At 56.6% G+C, this 20,799-nt stretch carries 19 protein-coding genes; 5 read left to right on the top strand and 14 right to left on the bottom strand.

Annotated features, from left to right (window positions below):
• Positions 1–2 precede the first annotated feature (2 nt).
• From LA5095_RS02470 to LA5095_RS02435, 8 genes are all read right to left on the bottom strand, one after another.
• Positions 3–2,249, bottom strand: coding sequence for a cation-translocating P-type ATPase (locus LA5095_RS02470; RefSeq protein WP_055111627.1), 2,247 nt, complete (start codon positions 2,247–2,249; stop codon positions 3–5).
• A gap of 10 nt (positions 2,250–2,259) precedes the next feature.
• Positions 2,260–2,772 carry a FixH family protein gene (locus tag LA5095_RS02465; RefSeq protein WP_055111625.1) on the bottom strand — a complete coding sequence of 171 codons (513 nt, stop codon included), beginning with the start codon at positions 2,770–2,772 and terminating at the stop codon, positions 2,260–2,262.
• Positions 2,773–2,782: 10 nt separating this feature from the next.
• The gene (gene ccoG, locus LA5095_RS02460) at positions 2,783–4,246 is read right to left on the bottom strand and encodes a cytochrome c oxidase accessory protein CcoG (protein ID WP_055111623.1); all 1,464 of its coding nucleotides are present in this window, start codon (positions 4,244–4,246) and stop codon (positions 2,783–2,785) included.
• A 191-nt stretch (positions 4,247–4,437) separates the two neighbouring features.
• Positions 4,438–5,316: a cytochrome-c oxidase, cbb3-type subunit III gene (gene ccoP / locus LA5095_RS02455; RefSeq protein WP_055111621.1), complete on the bottom strand. Its 879-nt coding sequence runs from the start codon at positions 5,314–5,316 to the stop codon at positions 4,438–4,440.
• A gap of 3 nt (positions 5,317–5,319) precedes the next feature.
• Positions 5,320–5,475 carry a cbb3-type cytochrome c oxidase subunit 3 gene (locus tag LA5095_RS02450; RefSeq protein ID WP_029063999.1) on the bottom strand — a complete coding sequence of 52 codons (156 nt, stop codon included), beginning with the start codon at positions 5,473–5,475 and terminating at the stop codon, positions 5,320–5,322.
• A gap of 5 nt (positions 5,476–5,480) precedes the next feature.
• The gene (gene ccoO / locus LA5095_RS02445; RefSeq protein ID WP_055111619.1) at positions 5,481–6,215 is read right to left on the bottom strand and encodes a cytochrome-c oxidase, cbb3-type subunit II; all 735 of its coding nucleotides are present in this window, start codon (positions 6,213–6,215) and stop codon (positions 5,481–5,483) included.
• A gap of 12 nt (positions 6,216–6,227) precedes the next feature.
• Complete coding sequence (gene ccoN / locus LA5095_RS02440; RefSeq protein ID WP_055111617.1) at positions 6,228–7,883, bottom strand: cytochrome-c oxidase, cbb3-type subunit I; 1,656 nt, start codon at positions 7,881–7,883, stop codon at positions 6,228–6,230.
• Positions 7,884–8,130: 247 nt separating this feature from the next.
• Complete coding sequence (locus LA5095_RS02435; protein ID WP_055111614.1) at positions 8,131–9,021, bottom strand: LysR family transcriptional regulator; 891 nt, start codon at positions 9,019–9,021, stop codon at positions 8,131–8,133.
• 101 nt (positions 9,022–9,122) lie between these two features.
• Between LA5095_RS02435 and glyA the strand changes: the two genes are divergently transcribed.
• The 4 genes from glyA (at position 9,123) to LA5095_RS02415 (ending at position 14,424) form a co-directional block, all read left to right on the top strand.
• A complete protein-coding gene (glyA, locus tag LA5095_RS02430) occupies positions 9,123–10,445 on the top strand; it encodes a serine hydroxymethyltransferase (protein WP_055111612.1) in 1,323 nt (440 codons plus the stop codon).
• Between the two features lie 78 nt (positions 10,446–10,523).
• Positions 10,524–11,657 (top strand): PAS domain-containing protein, encoded by a 1,134-nt coding sequence (locus tag LA5095_RS02425; protein WP_055111610.1) that lies wholly within the window; start codon positions 10,524–10,526, stop codon positions 11,655–11,657.
• Positions 11,658–11,692: 35 nt separating this feature from the next.
• Positions 11,693–12,061, top strand: coding sequence for a response regulator (locus tag LA5095_RS02420; RefSeq protein ID WP_029063991.1), 369 nt, complete (start codon positions 11,693–11,695; stop codon positions 12,059–12,061).
• A gap of 35 nt (positions 12,062–12,096) precedes the next feature.
• Positions 12,097–14,424: a methyl-accepting chemotaxis protein gene (locus LA5095_RS02415; protein ID WP_144436091.1), complete on the top strand. Its 2,328-nt coding sequence runs from the start codon at positions 12,097–12,099 to the stop codon at positions 14,422–14,424.
• An 88-nt stretch (positions 14,425–14,512) separates the two neighbouring features.
• Here the strand turns inward: LA5095_RS02415 and LA5095_RS02410 are convergent, their stop codons facing one another.
• On the bottom strand, positions 14,513–15,568 hold the full coding sequence (locus LA5095_RS02410) for an AbrB family transcriptional regulator (protein ID WP_055111606.1): 1,056 nt from the start codon (positions 15,566–15,568) through the stop codon (positions 14,513–14,515).
• A 60-nt stretch (positions 15,569–15,628) separates the two neighbouring features.
• Positions 15,629–16,393 (bottom strand): glutathione S-transferase family protein, encoded by a 765-nt coding sequence (locus tag LA5095_RS02405; RefSeq protein ID WP_144436092.1) that lies wholly within the window; start codon positions 16,391–16,393, stop codon positions 15,629–15,631.
• A 76-nt stretch (positions 16,394–16,469) separates the two neighbouring features.
• On the opposite strand from LA5095_RS02405, the gene hemN reads away from it, so the two are divergent.
• Positions 16,470–17,846: an oxygen-independent coproporphyrinogen III oxidase gene (gene hemN / locus LA5095_RS02400; protein ID WP_055112664.1), complete on the top strand. Its 1,377-nt coding sequence runs from the start codon at positions 16,470–16,472 to the stop codon at positions 17,844–17,846.
• 18 nt (positions 17,847–17,864) lie between these two features.
• On the opposite strand, the gene LA5095_RS02395 is transcribed toward hemN, so the two are convergent.
• The 4 genes from LA5095_RS02395 to LA5095_RS02380 all read right to left on the bottom strand — a co-directional run bounded on the left by LA5095_RS02395 (position 17,865) and on the right by LA5095_RS02380 (position 20,765).
• Positions 17,865–18,464 (bottom strand): hypothetical protein, encoded by a 600-nt coding sequence (locus LA5095_RS02395; protein ID WP_144436093.1) that lies wholly within the window; start codon positions 18,462–18,464, stop codon positions 17,865–17,867.
• Positions 18,465–18,677: 213 nt separating this feature from the next.
• Positions 18,678–19,391 carry a helix-turn-helix domain-containing protein gene (locus LA5095_RS02390; protein WP_055111600.1) on the bottom strand — a complete coding sequence of 238 codons (714 nt, stop codon included), beginning with the start codon at positions 19,389–19,391 and terminating at the stop codon, positions 18,678–18,680.
• 276 nt (positions 19,392–19,667) lie between these two features.
• A complete protein-coding gene (locus LA5095_RS02385; RefSeq protein ID WP_208992524.1) occupies positions 19,668–20,054 on the bottom strand; it encodes a response regulator in 387 nt (128 codons plus the stop codon).
• Between the two features lie 99 nt (positions 20,055–20,153).
• Positions 20,154–20,765, bottom strand: a complete 612-nt coding sequence (locus tag LA5095_RS02380; RefSeq protein WP_055111598.1) for a response regulator transcription factor — start codon at positions 20,763–20,765, stop codon at positions 20,154–20,156.
• Positions 20,766–20,799 lie beyond the last annotated feature (34 nt).

Genomic DNA, 20,799 nt, shown 5'->3' with positions numbered 1-20,799 from the left:
TGCTATCTCCCGTCTGACGGCTTTGGCGTTTGCGCGCTGCCGGTACCGGACGAACGGCTTGTTTCGCCCCACTTCAACTTCAGGGCGTTGGCCGTAACCGCCAGCGAGGAAGCCGACATTGCAACGGCTGCCATGAGAGGCGTCACAAAACCGGCCACCGCAATCGGTACGGCAATGACGTTGTAGAGGGCAGAAATCCAGAGGTTCTGTTCGATCGCCGCCCTTGCCCTTCTGGACAAGTGCAAAGCATCGGCCACCGGCATCAGCCTGTCTCCCAGAAACACCGCGTCTGCTGCCGCCTGACTGAGATGAACCGCGGAAACAGGCGAGAGTGAAACATGTGCACCCGCCAATGCAGGTGCGTCGTTCAGTCCGTCGCCGACCATGAGTACCTTGCGGCCTTCTGCCTGCAGTTCCTCAAGACGCGCTATTTTCCGTGCAGGTTTCATGCCCGCGCTCCAGGCAGAGATCCCCAGCGTTTTTGCGCAGTCCTCGACAGCCGGCAGGGTATCGCCGGAGATGATTTCAAGCGTGTACCCTTCCTGGCCCAGCCGATCGATCACACTGGCCGCATCCGGCCGCAGGCTTTGCCGGAAAGTCAACAGTCGCACAGGTTCGTCACCGTAGCTGATTGCGAGCAGGGAAGCGCCGGGAACCCTTTCAAGGGCTTCGTCAATCAGCTCCCGAGAGGCTTGGCAGAACTGTGGACTGCCCAGACGGAGCTTCTTGCCTTCATGGTTTGTTTCCAGACCTGATCCGGCAATTTCCTCAATATCGGGCAACGGCATGATAGCGCCAGTTGCCCGGACCAATGCTGCGGACAATGGATGACGGCTGGCAAGGGCCAGACGCCCGGCCAAGGCTATCGTCTCGTCTACCGGGTCAACGGTTTCGAAAAGTTCAGGCTCAGGCCTTGTCAGCGTGCCGGTCTTGTCGAAAAGGATCGTGTCGATTTCAGCCAAGCGTTCGATGGCATCCCCTGAATTCAGCAGGATACCACGCCTGAACAATTGTCCGGAGGCCACCACCTGAACTGCCGGGACGGCAAGTCCCAGAGCACAGGGGCACGTGATGATCAGGACTGAAATCGAGATTACCAGGGCCGGTTGCCAGGCCAGGCCGGCCAGAAGCCAGCCAAGAAATGTCAAGGCAGCAGCACCATGCACCAGCGGAGCGTAGAGTCGCGCCGCACGGTCGGCGATCCGGACGTAGGCGGACTTGGCCTGCGACGCGGTTTCCAGAAGCCGGTTTACTTCGTCAAGAAGCGTCGTGCCCGAGGCAGCTTCAACGCGAACCTGAAGTGCCCCTGCCCCATTCAGGGTACCGGCATAAACTCTTTGTCCCCGCCTGACTGGCACGAGAATGCTTTCGCCCGTAACCAGGCTCTGGTCAATTTCCGACTGTCCCGTTTCCACGACGCCATCCACGGGCACACGCTCTCCGCCTGAGACCAGGACAAGGTCACCCGTGTTGATCTTGGAAAGCGGGACTTCGCGTATGCTTCCGTCGGAATTCATCCGGGCGGCAACTTCCGCTTTCAGTGCAGCAATGTTTTCGGCAAAGGACCGGGTTCGTCCGCGCATGTTGTGGTCGAGATAACGACCAACCAGCAGGAAAAAGAGCAGCATCACCGCAGATTCGAAATAGGCATGTTGCTGGTGCTGCAGCGTCTGGACAAATGACAGTGCCACGGTCAGAAACACACCGATCACAATAGGCACATCCATGTTGAGCCGGCCTGCAGCGAGCGCTCCAAAGGCACTTTTCGTGAACGGACGCCCAGCGTAGGCAACAGTCGGCAACGCGATCAGGGCCGACAGCCAATGGAAAAAGTCCCGCGTTTCGGGGGTGATGTCCGTGGCATTTCCCGACCAGACTGACACCGACAACAGCATGATATTCATGCCGGCAAATCCCGCGACAGCCAGGCAGCGCAGCAGCTGTTTGCCTGTCTTGTCCTGACGCTCCTTCTGGCTTGCTGGATCGAACGGGTGGGCCGCGTAACCCAGTCTGGCCAATTCACCGACAATCTCTTCGGCGCCCGTCTGGTCCTCAACCCAATCGACGGCAAGCCGCTGACTGGTGAGATTGACCCTGGCGGAACGGATACCCGGCAAACGTTTCAGGCCACGTTCGATTTCCCCCATGCAGGCGGCACAGGTGATCCCGTCAACGGCAAGGTCCATATGAACCGCGCCGTTGTTTCCCGGTGTTATGAATGCCTGCCAGTCACGCTGATGTACCGTCACGCGGAGTGCCTCAGTCCTTCAGGAATATGCGGTTTTCAGACTTGAATTTGCGGTTTCCGTCCTGCTCGATCTCCAGGACAAGCGTCCAGTTGCCGGCGGGTAGATGTTCCAGATCGGCCACATAGCGCCCGCCGCCATCCGCACGCAGGTTCGCTTCCACGTCTGCCATTTCCTGGGCCGGGCGCCTCAAGAGGACATTGATGTCGATGCCGTAAAGCGGGGTCGCTTCGGCATCTGCTGCGTGTACGACCAGTTTCCAGGTGTCGTCGGTTGACCGAACGACTTCGCTCGAAACCTGCCAGTTCAACTGTTCCTGAGCTTTCGCCGCCGCCAGTTCCTGGTTGTAGCCCTGGCCGGCTTCATAGGAACTCTCCACCACCACGCCCGGGAAAGACCCGAGCGCGAGGTAGATGAACACGGCATTGGCTGCGAAAATCACCCCGAAGAACCCCAGCAGCCAGATCAAAACGGTTTTGCCGGTAATCGCCTTGGGGTCTTTCATGTTCGACTGAACCATTGTCATTGTTTACTCCTCAAGGCTTGTCTGGCGCTTTGAAAGTATCTTGTGCGGTTACGACCTCACCCATCACGCTTTCGGTGATGCGGAACGTCACCGGCGTTGAATGCGGCATCTTCTCCCAGGGCGGCGAACTTACAAGAACACGCACTTCACGTGTTGTGTCGGGGCCGACCTCGATAATCGGACGACCGGCAAAATTGGAATCCGCGCCGACGGCCTCAACCTGCGTGTTCGTGGGCATGCCTTCGACATGGAGCATGAATGCCCTGGTATGGCGCCGTTTGTTGGACAGACGCACGGTGTAGCCATTGCGCACCGAACCGTCGGATTGCTCAACGAAAACCGGATTGCGGTCGTGAAGCACGCTGATATCGGCAAAATCCCGGTTGAGCAGCGCAAACAGCATGATTGCGCCCACGAGAGCGATAATCACGGCATAGACCACGGTCCTGACCCTGACGATCTCGTAGACCGGCTCCTTGCCTTCGATCCGTCGCTCGATGTTCTCGTCGGTATCATAGCCGATCAGGCCCGTGGGCTTGCCGACCTTGGTCATGATGTTGTCGCAGGCATCGATACACAGACCGCATTGGATGCAGTCAAGCTGCATCCCCTTACGGATGTCGACGCCGGTCGGACAAACCTGAAAACACTGGAAACAGTCGATACAATCGCCTGCGGGCAAACCTTCCGCCGCAAGCTTCTTGTTCTGTTTCAAAGATCCGCGTGGCTCGCCTCTGTCCCAGCGATAGGTAACATTAAGCGCTTTTTCATCGGTAAGGGCAGCCTGTATGCGTGGCCACGGACACATGTAGATGCAGACCTGTTCGCGCATGAACCCTGCGAGCAGGTAAGTCGTTGTCGTCAGGATCGCGATCCAGATATAGGCGATCATCGGCGCCTGAAACGTGAGCAGTTGCCAGACCAGCGTCGGCGCGTCGTTGAAATAGAGGACCCAGGCCCCGCCGGTCCACCAGGCGATCATGAGCCACAGGAAGTGTTTGGTAGCGCGCTTGCTCACCTTGCCGAAAGTCCAGGGATCCTTGTCGAGAGCAATGCGTTCGCGCCGATCCCCTTCCACCTGCCTCTCGACCCACAGAAATAGGTCCGTCCAAACAGTCTGGGGACACAGGTAGCCGCACCAGATCCGGCCGGCGACGGCGTTCATCAGAAAAAGTGCAACAGCCGCGATGATCAAAAGCCCGGTGAGGTAATAGACTTCCTGCGGCCAGATCTCGATGAAGAAGAAATAACCCCGGGCCTTTTCCATATCGACCAGGACTGCCTGTCCGGGAGCTTCCGGACCGCGGTCGTAGCGTACAAACGGCAGGAAATAGTAAATGCCAAGCGTGATGAACAGCAACGCCCACTTGATCCTGCGGAACAGGCCGTGGGTTGCCATGGGGTAGATTTTCTTGGCTGACGCAAACCACTCTTCGGAGTGCTCGTCCTCATGCGTATCGGTGTCCGCAGACATACCGTCCGTCCTCTTTGTCGCGATCCTGCCCCAATAGGATCCTGCTTCAATCGGAACGGGACCCTCATCCCGTTCTCATCGCCGATCAATATCAGCATTGCTTGAAAATAATCCGGCGCAAAGCGTCACACTTTGCGCCGGATCAAATGCTTCAGGCGACCCGGCGCATTTGCCGTCTCCTCACCATCTTGTTACTGACCACCGCCAAAGGAGTGGACGTATACGGTAAGTGACTTGACGGTTGCCGGGTCAAGGCGGTCAACCCATCCCGGCATCACACCGTTGCGCGGGGTGGCTACCTGCCTCTTGATGTCATCGAGCGTCTTTCCGTAAAGGTAATTCGCAGACATCAGGCTCGGCGCTCCGACTTCCTGCAGGCCTTCCAGATTGTCGCCGTGGCAGGCGGCACAATTGTCCTCATAGAGGGTTTGCCCGGCAGCCAGGTCCACACCGTCATCGGTTTCGACACCGGCACGGGAGGCGACGAAGTTGGAAACCTGGTTTATTTCGTCCCTGCTCAGCAATTCATCGCTACCGAAAGCCGGCATATCGCCGAAGCGCGTGTCTTCACTTTCCGAGCGAATGCCATGGAGAAGCGTGGTGTGGATGTCATCCAGCGTTCCACCCCAGATCCAGGTATCGTCCTGGAGGTTGGGATACCCTTCCGCACCCGTGCCACCCGAGCCATGGCAAGGTGAGCAGTTGTCACCAAACGCAGCCTGTCCGCTGGCCAGCGCAAACTGCAACAGCTCCTGATCCTTGGATATGTCCTCAAGTGCAGTTGCCACGATCTTGTCTGCAAACTCGGACTGCTCCGCGATCCCCTTTTCGTAGGCAGCAACTGCTTCCTGGCGCTGGTTCGAGCCCAGGATGCCGTGTGTGTACCCGTTGACCAGGGGCCATGCGGGATAAAGCACCCAGTAGATTACGGCCCATACGATGGTGACGTAGAAGAGGTACAGCCACCATCTCGGCAAGGGATTGTTCAGTTCCTTAAGACCATCCCATTCATGGCCGGTCGTCTCGACCCCGGAGATTTGGTCGACTTCCTTGTTTTGTGTATCTGCCATGGTTCAATCCTCCCGGAACGGGATCTGGGCCGCGTCGTCGAATTTTTTGGCGTTCTTTGGCCACAACGCATAGGCCAGGACGATGCCGAACAGGACCACGAAATAGACCAGGCCCCAGGTCTGTGCGAAGCTTGCAAAAGCGTTATACGTTTCGTTCATCGCCCTTACCTCGAGTTTGCCTTGTCGTCGTAGATGGAGAAGTCGACCATGGTGCCCAGCACCTGAAGATAGGCGACCAGTGCGTCCATCTCGGTGACTTCCTTCGGATTGCCGTCAAAGTCGCGGACAGTTGCACTGGGCCAACGCTCTTCGAAGGCATAGGCAGCATCGGAGTCCGGCATTGCCTGCCCGAGGAGATCGGTCCTGGCATTTTCGACCTGTTCATCCGTGTAGGGCACGCCGACAATGGTGTTGACTGTCAGAGCGGACTGGATGTCCCGCGTGTTCAGCCTGTTTTCCGCAAGAAACGGATATCCGGGCATGATGGATGCGGGAACCAGTGAGCGCGGGTCGACCAGGTGCTCGACGTGCCAGGCATCGGAATACTTGCCGCCGACCCGTGCAAGGTCCGGTCCTGTCCGCTTGGACCCCCATTGGAACGGATGGTCATACATGCTTTCCGCAGCCAGAGAGTAGTTGCCGTAACGCGCGAGCTCATCGCGCATCGGGCGGATCATTTGCGAGTGACACAGGTAGCAGCCTTCACGGACATAGATGTCGCGACCCGTGAGTTCCAGCGGCGTATAAGGCCGCATTCCCTCAGTCTTCTCGATTGTGCTCTTCAGATAGAAGAGCGGGGCAATCTCGACCAGGCCGCCAATGGCGACCACGACCAGGATACCGACCAGCAGAACGAAGGAGTTCTTTTCGAAGACTTCGTGTTTTTTCCAAAGTGACATTGTTGTCCTCCCTTATTCGGCCGGAGCCAGGGAGCCAACCGGCGTGGCTTCGGCTTCCTCAGCCTCGCCATGACGGACGGTCATCCAGAGATTGTAAGCCATGATCACGGCACCAAGCACGAACAGTGCGCCTCCGAGAGCACGGATGATGTAGAAGGGATGCATCGCTTCCACTGTTTCGACGAAGGAATATTCCAGGAAGCCGAGGCTGTCGTAGGCACGCCACATCAGACCCTGCATGATACCGGACACCCACATCGCGGTGATGTAGAGCACGATGCCGATCGTCGACAGCCAGAAGTGCCAGTCAACGAGCTTCAGGGAATAAAGCTGCTTCTTGTTCCACAGCCAGGGGATCAGGCAGTAGAGCGCACCGAAGGAGATGTAGCCAACCCAGCCAAGAGCGCCGGAATGTACGTGGCCAATGGTCCAGTCGGTGTAGTGCGACAGGGAGTTGACCGAACGCAAACTCATCAGTGGACCTTCGAAGGTCGACATGCCGTAGAAGGCAACCGATACGACCATCATGCGCAGAACCGGATCGGTTCTCAGCTTGTCCCAGGCACCCGACAGCGTCATCAGGCCATTGATCATGCCACCCCATGACGGCATCCAGAGGATGATGGAGAATGTCGCCCCCAGCGTCGATGCCCATTGCGGCAACGCCGTGTAGTGGAGGTGGTGCGGACCAGCCCAGATGTACAGGAAGATCAGCGCCCAGAAGTGAATAATCGAAAGGCGGTAGGAATAGACCGGACGATCAGCTCGCTTCGGGATGAAGTAGTACATGATGGCAAGAAAGCCAGCGGTCAGGAAGAAGCCCACCGCATTGTGACCGTACCACCACTGCACCATCGCATCCTGGACACCCGCCCAGACGATGTAGGACTTGGTCGAATAGATCGAGACCGGGACCGTCAGGTTGTTGATGATGTGCAGCATGGCGATCGTGACGATAAAAGCCAGATAGAACCAGTTCGCCACATAGATGTGCGGTTCCTTGCGTTTCCAAAGCGTCCCCAGGAACAACAGCAGGTAGAAGACCCAGACGATGGTCAGCCAGAGATCGGCGTACCATTCAGGTTCCGCGTATTCCTTGCTCTGGGTGACACCGAGCAGATACCCGGTACCCGCGAGGACGATGAAAACGTTGTACCCCAGGATCACGAACCAGGGCAGGATCTTGCCCGGCATGCGCACACGGCACGTCCTTTGAACGACATACATGGACGTCGCCAGCAAGACGTTACCGCCGAATGCAAAAATCACCGCCGATGTGTGCAGGGGACGCAGCCGGCCGAAGTTGGTCCAGGGAAGATCGAAATTCAATGCCGGCCAGGCCAGCTGAAGCGCGATTATGAGACCGACCGTGAACCCGGCAAGCCCCCAGAACATGGCGGCGACCGCACCGAATTTGACCGGCCCCATATTGTAGTTCGGTTTTCCGTCGATTTCGGCCGGGAAAGGTTCCCCGCCATCGTCAAAGAAGTTCTTGAAGATCAGAAAGACGCTGACCGCGGCGAAAAGCGCGCCGATGCCAGCGTGAAAAGCCATGACCTGATCAAAGGTCTTGCCTGCTACGATGATGCAGACGAATGCAAGCAGCACAAGGAAGATGGCGAAACCACCCTCCTCGAGCGAGACCAAACCGGTCTTTTTATGTGCCATTTCAGCGCCCCAGTTTATTAGAATCCATGCAAGGTGCCAACGATGGCACGACCATGCGCACGACTCCCTGTGAGCCGCGTTGATTCATATCAAGAGCGGTCTTACTGCATTCAAAGATGTGAAAGTTGCCCGCACAATGTCGCACGCCACAGGCAGAGTGTCGCAATCGTAGAACTGCGTACTCGCACTCGCGTCCGGCATTGCATGAAAACATCCCCGCCGTCCAAAAGCCCAACACGGCTCATGGTCAAAATACCGAACCAGATTGCTTCAGGCTTTCAACGACATCGCTGAGAATTTTAATGTGATGCCTGCTTGGCAAAATCCACATTGTAATTCTCCCTGTGAGCGGCACCTGTGTCTTGAATGGGGCCACCAACTCTCCCTTCCGGAGATGATGCAAAACGAGGGACTTGTGTGCCATGAGAACACCTGCCCCGCTCAACGCCTCCTGGAGTGCAACCGAATAAAGTGAAAAGACCGGACCGTCGGGACTGAAGTCGGCTTCCGGCATCACTCTTTGCGCCCACAGCTTCCAGTCATCGGCCCATGCAATATCAGTCAGGCAGGAAACAGTTTTCAGGTCTTCCGGCCGCGTGAGTTTGCGCGCCAGTTCGGGAACGCAGACCGGCAGGATTTCTTCACTTCCCAGCTGTACTCCTCCCGGGGGGGTGGTGTTTGTGTAAAACAGGCAAAGATCGAACGGCACCCGTTTGAGGTTTGGCGGCGTTTCCATGGCAGTCACTGACACATCGACGTCAGGCAGTCTTTCTCGCAGCATCGGAAGTCGCGGTGCGAGCCAGAGCTGCGCCAGGGCAGGCAGTGCGGCAATGTGCACCTTGTGGGGCGTGGCATCCTGCCTGAGGTCGCGCACCGCCTGGCCCAGAGAATCGAAAACCTCCACGAATGCCGGCAGTGCTCTTTGCCCAATCGGTGTAAGCGTCACACCTCGGGTACTGCGGACGAACAGGCTGGCACCGATCTCCTCTTCCAGCGACTTGATTTGTGCGGCAACCGCACCCGGGGTCACTCCGAGTTCTTCGGCTGCCAGCGCAAATCCGCCAAGCCGCGCGGCCGCTTCGAAGGCACGAAGGGCATTGAGCGACGGAATTCGAGGTGTCGGGGGTGATACAGGCATCTTTTGACCTATTTTTTCTGGCCCTTGTTTTTCTAAAATCTGATTTGCGAATGTGCAAGCCCGGGTCCACTCTGATTGCAATTCGGATTGGAGAAACCTGAATGTCTGCACACGAACTCCGGCCATGGTTGCCGCAAAACGTCGCCTCGCGTATCGACGGAATAACCAGGAGCACCCGTCCCCTGACTTCAGCTCAGGTTGCCGGTCGCGTCGACCAGCTGGTTGCAGAAAACCGCAAGGTCCATGAGCGGGACTGTTTCAACCTGAATCCCGCGACCAATGTCATGAACCCGAAGGCCGAGGCACTTTTGGCCAGCGGCATCGGATCACGCCCGTCGCTCGGCTATCCGGGCGACAAATATGAAATGGGCCTGGAGGCGATTGAAGAGATTGAGGTGATTGCCGCCGAGCTTGCCTGTGAAATTTTCAGCGCGACATATGCGGAAATCCGGGTCGCATCCGGTGCTATCGCCAATCTCTACGCCTTTATGGCGACCACAAAACCCGGCGACGTGATCATCGCTCCTCCCGCCTCCGTCGGAGGGCATGTGACGCATCATGGTCCGGGTTGCGCCGGCCTTTACGGGCTCGAAATTCACGAAGCTCCGGTTGATCCGGACGGATACACGATCGATCTGGAGGGCTTGCGGGCCCAGGCCCTGGAGCTGCGCCCAAAGCTCATCACGATCGGCATGAGCCTCAACCTGTTTCCGCATCCGGTAACGCAGATCAGGGCGATTGCAGACGAGATTGGCGCCTATGTCCTGTTCGATGCGGCCCATCAGTGCGGCATGATTGCAGGTGGCGTCTTCGCCGATCCGCTGGCGGAAGGTGCGCATCTCATGACCATGAGCACCTACAAGAGCCTTGGCGGGCCGGCAGGCGGGCTACTTGTCACCAACGACCAGGAATTGTCCAGAAGGCTCGACGGGATCGCCTTTCCCGGACTGACGGCGAATTTCGATGCTGCCAAATCTGCTGCGCTGGCTGTATCGCTTCTGGATTGGCGCGACTTTGGACCTGCCTACGCGCAAATGATGGCCGCAACGGCAAAAGCCCTTGCAACAGCCCTTTCTGAAGAAGGTCTGCCGGTCTTTTCTACCAGGCTGGGCTTTACCGGATCACACCAGTTTGCCCTGGAAGCGGCTTCGCTGGGCGGTGGACAGGCAGCGTCGAAGAAGCTTCGCAAGGCCGGCTTCCTGGCGTGCGGCATCGGCCTTCCCGTACCGCCTGTCGACGGGGACATGAACGGACTGCGGTTCGGTACACCGGAACTGGTCCGCTGGGGCATGACTGAAACCGACATGCCGGAGCTTGCACGCCTTATCGCCGAAGCCTTGCGGTCAAACGATCCTGAAGCCATGGCAAGCCGTGTCTCGGACTGGCGGAAACAGTTCGGCGAACTGCACTTCGTTCGAACCTGAATCTGCAGTCTTCCGTTTTTCCGTTTCTCTGCCTACCCTCCTGTTGGCGTGCCTTTGAGTGCTTGGGGGGAAACAGACATGCAGAAGCGACTGGACCAGGGATATGCGGCTCTGGAAAGAATTGCCGATAGCTCGCCCGACTTGTTGAAGTCACTGCTTGAAGGGTCACCAGACACTGTCAGCGTCTCGGACGCCAGACTTCCGGACCTGCCTCTCACTTACGTCAATCCGTCATTCACAAAAACGACAGGATACAGCGCAGACGAGGTGCTGGGTCGCAACTGCCGTTTCCTGCAGGGCGAAGATACGGACAGGGATGATGTCGCCAAAATCAGGCAGGCAATCGAGGCTCGGCAACCTGTTGACGTCGTGTTGCTGAACTACAGGAAATCCGGTGAGCCTTTCATAAATTCCCTGCGTATGGCGCCGATCTTCGACAAGTCCGGCCAATTGTCGGCGTATCTCGGCATCCAGCGCGACATTACCGAGGAACGGCTACAGGCCGAACGGAATATCGGACAGAACCGCCTGGAAGCGCTAGGAACGGCGTCAGGTGCATTGGCCCACCAGCTCAACAACCTGCTGCACCCGGTCACGAGCCTGATCTCCCTGCACTTGCCCGACATCGAGGATCCGGGCATCCGCAAGGACCTGGAAATGGCACACTATAGTGCAAACCAGGCCGCCGACCTGTCGGACAATCTGCTTGGCCTGTCACGCGGCAGTTTCCAGGACAGCTCCGATGTCACGACACTGCCTGCCGGACTGATTCGAGCAGTCGATCTGGTTCGACTGATGCTTCCACCGACCATCACCATTGAAACTAGTTTCAGAAACATCTCAGGGGAACTGAATGTTCCAATCAATGAAACACTGTTCGCACAAGTATTAATCAATATCATTACAAATGCGTCCCAGGCGACCAAGCATTCAGGGAAAATACGTATAGAAGTCGCAGAACACGACAGTTCAAGAGTGAAAATTTCGATTTCCGACAATGGCCCCGGCATCCCACCTTCACTCAGAGAAAAAGTATTTTCTCCATTTTACTCAAAAAGCCACAGTAAAAACAGCTCCGGCTTAGGGCTGCCTGTCGCTTTGCAAATTATTAATAAAGTTGATGGACAAATTATAGTTGAAGACGGCCTGATACAACCTAACGGCGACGGATTTGGTTGTATGTTTATTATAGATATACCGAATATTACGTAGGGTTGTATTTCGGTAGATCTGGGAGAGACAGACCAATGTGTCAGATTCTACTGATTGACGATATGCAGCCAGTCCGGCATGCCATTGCAGCGACACTTCGCAAGGCAGGGCATGATGTTGTCGAGACCGACGACGGCAACAAGGGGTTGGAAATCGCAGCCAAAAGGCAGTTCGACCTGATTATCACCGATATCATGATGCCGGCATCTGACGGAACAGATGTCGTTTTCGCGCTCAAGTCCGGTGGAAGCGGACCCAAGGTAGTTGCAATGTCCGGCGGCGGGTCGGGCATTGCGGCGCAAGACGCCTTGAGCCTTTCGGCGTCCCGCGCCGATGCAGTTCTGAAAAAGCCTTTCACCAATGAAGTCCTGATCGAGACCGTGAGCTCACTCACCTCGAACTGATCACCAATTCATCCACGCTTTCGGAGGGGAAAATCGTGGCCTGGTTTTTTAATATGCGGATAACGCAGAAACTTCTGCTCGCGTTCGGTGTTTTGCTGCTGATCCTTGCGTTCCTTGGCGGAAAGTCAGCCCTGATGTTCCGTACGCTGGATCACGAATTCACCGAGTTTACCGAGCACGGCAACGCTCTGGCCGCTGCCACCGACATCACGCAGTCTTTTTCCGACATGGAGATCAAGGCGATTGAGTTCGTCGCGAATTCGACCGAGGAAAATCTTCAGCAGGTCGATGCGGCGCACACGAAGGTCGTTCAGCAGATTTCGGACAAGATCAAGAAACTGCACGTGCCGGAAGAAATCGAGCGTCTCGAGGATGCCAGGAAGCATGTCGAGATCTATTGGGGAAACTTCAAGAAACTCGCACATGAACGCGAATTGCAGCACGACATCGTCGACAACAGCCTGCACGCGGCCGGTGACAAACTTCAATACGAAATCGTCACCGTGTTCAAACACAAGCAGGAACAGGATTCCAAGAACGGCAAGCCGGCAGAAACGCTTGAACTCGTCACGGATGCAATGATCCACCTGCTGATCGCCAGGGACCATGCCAACCGCTTCGTCTACTCGGGACTGGAAAGCGAACTTGACTATGCGCTCAAGGAAGTCGAGCGGGTCAAAAAAGACCTGACCAGCGATGCGATGGCAAAGCTGGATGGCGAAGACAAAAAGCTTGTCAACGACGCCCTGCATCAGATCGACGTCTACGTGAGCGCCCTTGAGGAATTTCGTGTTCTGGAAAAGGACATCACGCATCTGGAAAATGATGTGATGTTCTCAGAGGCGAAAATCATCGCGAAAGACCTCGATATCATCAAGGAATTCGCGATCAACGCAGAGCATAAGCTTGAGGAACAGGTGCACGCCCAGACCGCCGAATCGATCATGTTTTCGCTTGGTGGAACCGCGATCGGGTTTGTCATCGGCCTTGCCGCTGCCATCCTTCTTGGCCGGATGATCAGCCGTCCGATCAACGGACTTTCAAAAACCATGAGCGACCTGTCGCACAACCGGCTCGACACACTGATCCCGGAAGCCAAGGGCAAGGATGAAATCGCGGAGATGACCCAATCGGTCATCGTGTTCCGCGACGGACTGGTCGAACGCCAGAAGATGCGCGAAGAGCAGGAAAGAAACCGCGAAACGACCAACCGTCGCCGCGACGAACTGGACCAGATGATCGGCATTTTCGGAAATACCATTCGCGGCATATTCAAACGGATGTCAGATTCCTCGACCGAAATGTCCGAGACAGCCGTCACACTGACCGAAACGTCGGAAAACTCGACGTCCCAGGCAACAGTACTCGACAAGGAAGCAAGCGACACTTCTTCGATGGTGGCAACCGTATCCTCCGCCGCGGAAGAACTGATTTCCTCCATTCAGGAAATCCGGCGGAACGCGGATCATTCAGCAGAGATTGCCGCACGTGCCTCCGGCCGGGTGGAAGAAACCAAGGCCAATTTCACCGAGCTTGTGACTGCGTCTGACCAGATCACCAGCGTTGTCGACCTGATCCGCGAAATAGCCGACCAGACAAATCTCCTGGCCCTGAACGCCACAATCGAGGCCGCGAGAGCCGGGGAAGCCGGCAAGGGCTTTGCGGTGGTCGCCTCGGAAGTCAAGGAACTCGCCGCGCAGACCGCACGGGCAACCGGTGAGATCAGCAACCAGGTGGGTGCTGTCCAGCGGACTGCCCAAAGCGCTGAACACTCCATAGGCGAGATTTATGGCACCGTGCGCGAGATCAACGACGTCGCGACCAGCATTGCCTCTTCGGTCACACAGCAGGAAAGCGCAACGTCGGAAATCGCGCGGAGCATGGAAACGGTCTCCAGCAGCGCAACACGTGTGCGCGACAGTGTTTCCGTCATGAGACAGAACTCCGAGGACACCGCAAGTTCGTCCAAGCTGGTTCAGGATGGAAGTTCAGTGGTCTATGACGAGGCGGTGCTTCTGGGCGACGAAGTTGAAACCTTCCTCGACGCGATCGGTAGCCGCGGTGACGACGAAACCTATCGGATCTACGAGGTAGACTGGGCGGCGACACTGGAAATCGATGGCAGGCTCATCAATGCCACCACAACGAAAATCTCGTCCGCCTACTGCACGGTCAACACCAAGCTCAACCTGGCTCCCGGCACTCCGGTCGTGTTTGCATGCGAAGAGCTTTCGATGACAATCAAAGCCCGCGTTGCAATGGTTGAAGACAATTCCACCACCCTGCAGTTCCCGCTGAACCTGGATCATATATCGGAACTCAAAATGCTGCTTGAGCAAATGAACCTGCAGGCAGCTGCCTGAGCCCATGTCCACGCAATCTTCGGGGCGCCGGTGAAACACCCGGCGCCCCGAATTTCATTTCAGCGCCCATATCCGGATCACATCGCCGCTATGACCGAGGCTTTGCCCGCCCGAATACCAGTCCGGTAATCAACGGCAACAGCAAAACCATGCCGGTAAACCTGGCAATCTGGTGCGCGGCGACGAAGGCCGGATCAAGATCCAGCATGAATGCCAGGAGGGTCATGACCTCAAGACCGCCCGGCGCATAGGCCAATAGCGCCTGACCGAACGGGATATCCACCAGCGACGATATGGCCAGCGCTCCCAGAATGGACATCAGGAATGCAGCGCTGAACGCAGCAACGGACGCGCCAAGAACGCTGACGAACTGCCGGAAAGTCATGCTTCCGAAACGGCACCCGATCATGGCCCCCATCAAGACGAAACAAGGCAAGACCATGTAGTCGGGCAAAATAAGTGTCCAGGCGCCCGATGCATTCAGGCCGGCGCTCATGAAAAAGGCACCCGTCATAAGTCCGCCCGGCACGTTCAGCTTCAGCGCGATCAGGCTTGCAAGAAGACAGAGGGGCAGGCCGATCATGATTTCAAACCAGCTGGAGACTTGCAGCAAGCCGGTTTCGCCTTCGAGCGTACCGCTGGTCGACACCACCGCGAAAGGCAGGATCGCAACCAGAACGAAAAGCCTGAGTGACTGACTGGACGCAATACGGGGGAGATCGGCACCACGATCGGTAGCCAAGGCGATCACATAGGAGAGCGTCCCCGGAATTGCGCCGAAAAAGGCTGTTTCCTTTGACCATTTGGCACCAAAATGCAGCACGGCATATCCGGCAAGCGTGACGCAGACAACGACAACGAGCAACAGGGCCATGGATATCGGCCAGTCGCCGATGCGTTCCACCACATCCGGGCGAACACCTGCTCCCATGGAGACGCCGATGCCGACAAACAGTGCGTCTCGAAGCGGGTCCGGCATGATCGTTGGAACGCCTGCCAGTGTGGCGGCGGCGACAAAAACCATTGCGCCTGACAACCAAGCTGCCGGCAAGCCCATCAGATAGAACGTCCCTCCCCCCAATGCCGCAAGCAGAATCGTCACGGGCAATCGGGTCAGGGTTGAGTTGAAGAACGCAGAATTCATGAAATCCGTCTGGGTTGATCCGGGATTGTCGTCATGACCTACTATGGTTGATCGTTGTCGTCATGGTTGATTGTATCGATCAACATAATGCTTTTGTTCCCGTGCGAGAGTAACCGGAACCGGCCTTGTAAAAGGGGCACCTGCAATCAATTCCATCTCGCACGCCCTTTTGACGGCAGGCCGGCACTCAAGGCGCTCGAAAACGCGCCGCAGCCCGGGTGAACTGCCCAGGTCCCATCGCCCACAATTACCATAAATCTGGGCCCAGCGTGCACAGGCGGCGGCATAGAAATCAAGGCAACCCGGATCCGGACCAAGAAGGAACGGGCCTTCCTTTGCAACAAGCTCGCGTTCCAGAAGCTGAAAACCGGAATCGATGCGCTTTCTCAGCGCCGCAGCGAAAACGCCAGACTGGTCTTTGGCAGGAAAATAGCGATGCGGCTTGAATGATATGCGCAGGTCGGCGTGCAACGTGTTGGACAGGAAAAAAAGCCACTTCAGGAAACGTCCGCGCTCAGGTGCCTCTTGCACAGGCGCGAGCCGGCGATGATGATCGACAAGCATCAGCACGATAGCTCCGGTCTCGAACACGGGGGCATCCTGTCCGGGCCATTCCAGTACCGGTATCAGCCCCTGCGGGTTCAGTTGCCGGTAGGTCTCCGATTTCTGCTCCGATGCAACGCGATCTACGTGGACAAAGTCATATTCCGCTCCCAGTTCCTCCAACACCATGCGGACAACCAGATTTGCGTTGTCCGGTGCCCCATGGAGCCGGCAGCGCGGCGTCCGGGCCTGTCCTTGAGCTGTTTCCCACCCGTCGATCACCAAAATTCTCCAAATCCAGAAGCCGGACTTGAGCGATATCAAGGTTCCAGTCGGCACTTGAATGAATTATGCCGCCATGACTCACGATCCGCTCTCCTACGCGCTGCGCAATGTGCCGCGCTACACAAGTTACCCGACAGCACCGCATTTCCACGATGGTGTCACGGCTGAAACCTATGCAGACTGGCTCGGCGCGATCTCCCGGGACGATAGCCTCTCGCTTTACCTGCATGTGCCATATTGCCGGGAACTTTGCCACTATTGCGGCTGCCACACCAAGGCAACCCGTCAGGATGCGCCACTAAAGACCTATGCGGCGACTCTCGGGCAGGAAATCGGACTGGTAAGCGAACACTTGAAAGAAGCTGGTCCGGTACGGCACATCCATTGGGGTGGCGGCACGCCAAGCCTGTTGCCGCGTCAAAGTCTCATCGATCTGACGGATCTGTTGCGGGACCGGTTCGATCTGTCGCCCGACCTGGAACACGCGATCGAACTTGATCCGAGACTGGTGACGGAAGACCTGGCTGAGACACTTGCACAGGTGGGTATCAATCGTTCCAGCCTGGGTGTGCAGGACTTCGACCCAGACGTGCAAAAGGCCATAGGCCGGGTTCAGCCATATGAAATCGTGGCAAAGGCAACAAGGTTCCTTCGGTCAGCGGGTTTAAATGCACTCAATTTCGACCTGATGTATGGCCTGCCCGGTCAGTCGCGTGACACCATTCTCGACACGGTCGACAAGACGCTCTCGCTGGCACCGGGACGGATCGCGCTTTTTGGGTATGCACATGTCCCCTGGATGCGGAAGCATCAGCGACTGATAGACGAGACCGCCCTGCCTTCTGCCGCCCAGCGCCTTGAACTTGCGGATCTGGCAAGGGCCGAGCTACTGAATGCAGGGTATGTCGCAATCGGTCTCGACCATTTCGCGCGCGCCGACGACAGCATGGCGATTGCGCTCGCCGATGGCTCGTTGAAGCGTAACTTCCAGGGGTACACGACTGACCAGGGTGAACAGCTTGTCGGCTTCGGTGTGTCATCTATCGGGAAAATGTCCAGGGGCTTCATCCAGAACATGCCGGACGTCGGCAACTGGCGCCGCAGCATACTGGCAGGCGAGTTGCCCGTTTCCAAGGGCCTCGCCCTTTCGGCAGACGACAGGATGCGCGGCCGGATCATTGAAGAGCTTATGACCAACTATGCCTGTGATCTCGCACCGGTCTGCGAGAGATACGGTCTGTCACTGCGGGATCTAGAGACCGCACTGGACACCTTGCAGGACCTGATCAGGGATGGAATGGTCGCGCTGGACTTCGGCGCAAATGACAATGTGAGGGTAAGCGTCACAGAGACCGGCCGACCGTATGTGCGCCTTGCAGCTGCAGCATTTGATGCCTATCTGGCCGAAAGCCAGGCGACCGGCAAGGCAAGACACTCGGCCGCCGTATAGCAAAGCTCAGGGCCGCCGTTAACCTGCGCGTGCGCCGCGAACCGTGATTTCGACCAAAAGCAATATGGACGCAATCATCAGATGCGCCGCCTCACTGGAGACCGGCTCATCGAGTTCGAGTTTCCAGTCGCGAGGTTTCAACAGGCCTCTCAGCTTTTGCAGCCTTGTGCCGGGTTCTTCCTCGCCGGGCCGCAAGGCCCGTCTCACCACACCAACACAGCGATCCCGTGACACAACAGCATAACTGTCAGCCCAGGAGCCAAGTGCGGTTTCGACGGTTTTTGCTGTCCATTTGCGGGGATCAACCACACGGAAGAGTTCGTTGGCGGAGGCGTCGCATGCAAGCCACGCACTTGCGCCATCTGCCACGACCATACCGCTTTCACGGTCTTCGCTCTCGGTGAGATGCCAGCGTTTGTTGAGAAATTTCTTTTCAGGCGACAATGTTCGCGTTGATTTGTCCATCAGATTGACCAGAGCAATCGGCTTGGCGATCGTTCTCCTGGAAAGATCGCAGCGAACGAATTCTTCCTCATTCGCCAGGACTGAATATTGCTTGTCCGCATCGCCGTCGGGTGCCGACGCCTGCACAAAACGTAGTGAGTTGATCTGCATCACGATCGCGTCCGATCCCTGTGAAACCAGAGACTCATATGCAGTTTCAACTGTTAAGATTCTTCCGCAGATCTCCGCCAATTGGTGGCTGTTCAAATGAAACTGGAGACATGGCTAAGAAACGATTTCTATCGTCAGCAGGAAAAGTATCCAGTTGAACCAAAAAAAAAGCCGCGACATGATCGCGGCCTTTTTCAGATCGTTCCTGATGTCTGCTCAGTGAATGCCTGTCATCTGGCAGAGGCTGCAGACCTTGTTGAGGTGAATCTTGTCAGCCTTGTCCACTCTTATGACACCGCGCCGCTTCAGATCGGAGACAACCCGGCTGACGGTTTCAATCGTCAATCCCAGATAGTCGGCGATTTCCTGGCGCGTCATGTGCAATTGCAAGTCGAAGCCGTCATTTTCTTCGTCTTCGGGACCTGCACATCCCAGACCACCACGATCGGGAACCAAGTGCATCAGAAAGCTGGCAACCCGCTCGACGGCCGATTTACGTCCAAGAAGAACCGCATGTTCATGCAGAACGTGCATCTGGCTGGTCAGGCTTTTCGTCAGGATACTTTGCAGTTCCTGAGATCGCTCGACCTGCCTGAGGTCAATTTCCTGCACGATCGAGCTGGTCAGCGTTTCAGCGGTGCAATCGTTTTCGTCGGTGCTTGCCAGCCCGAAAATGTCGCCCGGACGCAGTACTTCCACGACCTGACGACGCCCATCCGGCAACAGTTTATAGAGCATGATCGAACCGCGAACCAGTTCGTAAAGCCGTTTTGCGGGGTCGCCTTCATAGTAAACAACGGCATGGGTTTCATATGCCGTCGATTTGCCACCAAAATCGGAGAGATTTGATTTTGCGGGACTGCATGGTGTTCTGCCTGTGGGCCGTGCGACAGCACCGTGGTCAATAACACTTGCTTCCAAATACGCCATTTTCCCTCCTTTGCGCGCATCTGCGCGGCCTGGCCTGCAATGGCAGTCCTTGTTCCTGGTCGCCGATCCCGAAACCGGCCAATACGAACCAAACAAGCACCGCCCCTTGTTGCCGAGGCGTCCCGTCCGACGTCTCGCAACTTGCAGGGGCTACACTAAAGCTTGGAATCCATTGAAGGAATTCGGTCGACTGCGTAAGAGGAACTACATATGAGCCGATTGGACGCAGGCAACGAAAGTATTAGTCGGAGTGAGCGCAGGTGTTTGCCAAACGCGTCAAATCAATGCGGATGTCAGCATGTCGATGGACAATGGCTTGCGCAAAATGGTCAGGTCCTGCATTTCCCGCATTTGCCGCAGGATCTTGACCCGTGACTTTCCCGAGATCGCAATGATTTTCGGAGGTATCGCCAAGCTCTTCAATTTCTTGACGATTTCTGCGCCACTCACACCGGGAAGTCCCAGATCGACAATAACCCAATGGCAGGCGGACAGGTTCGCCTGTGCCAGGAAGGTTTCGCCATCTTTGTATATCCGGGGACGATGGTCCAGATGTTCGAGCGTAAATGCTAACGCGTCGGCAACAGCTACATCATCCTCAACGATGTGAACAATCACACAAAACAATCCCAGGAAGCCGGCGACATTGCCAGAACTCCCCATATACTTACGTCAAAAGTACTACTGCGAATGTACGCAGAAATACGTCTGTCGCTAAAACTTGCGTGATCGGCCGGGAACTTTTTTCGCGAATCGGCTCTTTCAACCGGCTGCTGGATGCCCCAGCACAATCCTGACCAGATCCGCCGCGTTGCGCGCACCCAGTTTTTCCATGATCCGGGCACGATGAACCTCGACGGTCCTCGGGCTTATCCCAAGTGTCCTGCCAGCTTCCTTGTTCGAGGCCCCGTCCGTGATCTGCTTGAGTACTTCGAGCTCCCTGCGGGTGAGCAAGTCTGCCCCCTCGAACGTTTGGGACCTGTCTTCGTCTTCCCGCTGTTTCATCGCCGCGATCGCTTCCTTGACACGGTCAAGAACAGTTTCCGCGGAGAAGGGTTTTTCAATGAAGTCGAATGCTCCGTTTCGGATTGCCTCAACAGCCATCGGAATGTCGCCCTGGCCGGAGATAATGAATATCGGTGCGGGATAATTCTCGGCATTCAATGCCTTGAGGATCTCGATACCAGACCTGCCGGGCATATGAACGTCCAGCATGACGCATGCCGGAACCGACTTGCTCGCGGACTGAATGAACGTGTCTCCGTCAGAGAAGGTTTCAACAACATAGCCTTCCATGTTGAACAGGACGGATAGCGCATCACGCACCGCAGGGTCATCATCGACGATGTAAACGGCCTCTGCGTCAGCTTCCATTGTTTTTCAGTCCTCAGTTATGCCATCGCTTCGC

Source organism: Roseibium album (assembly GCF_001404515.1).
GTDB lineage: Bacteria > Pseudomonadota > Alphaproteobacteria > Rhizobiales > Stappiaceae > Roseibium > Roseibium album.
This window is presented reverse-complemented; position numbering and strand designations above follow the sequence as displayed.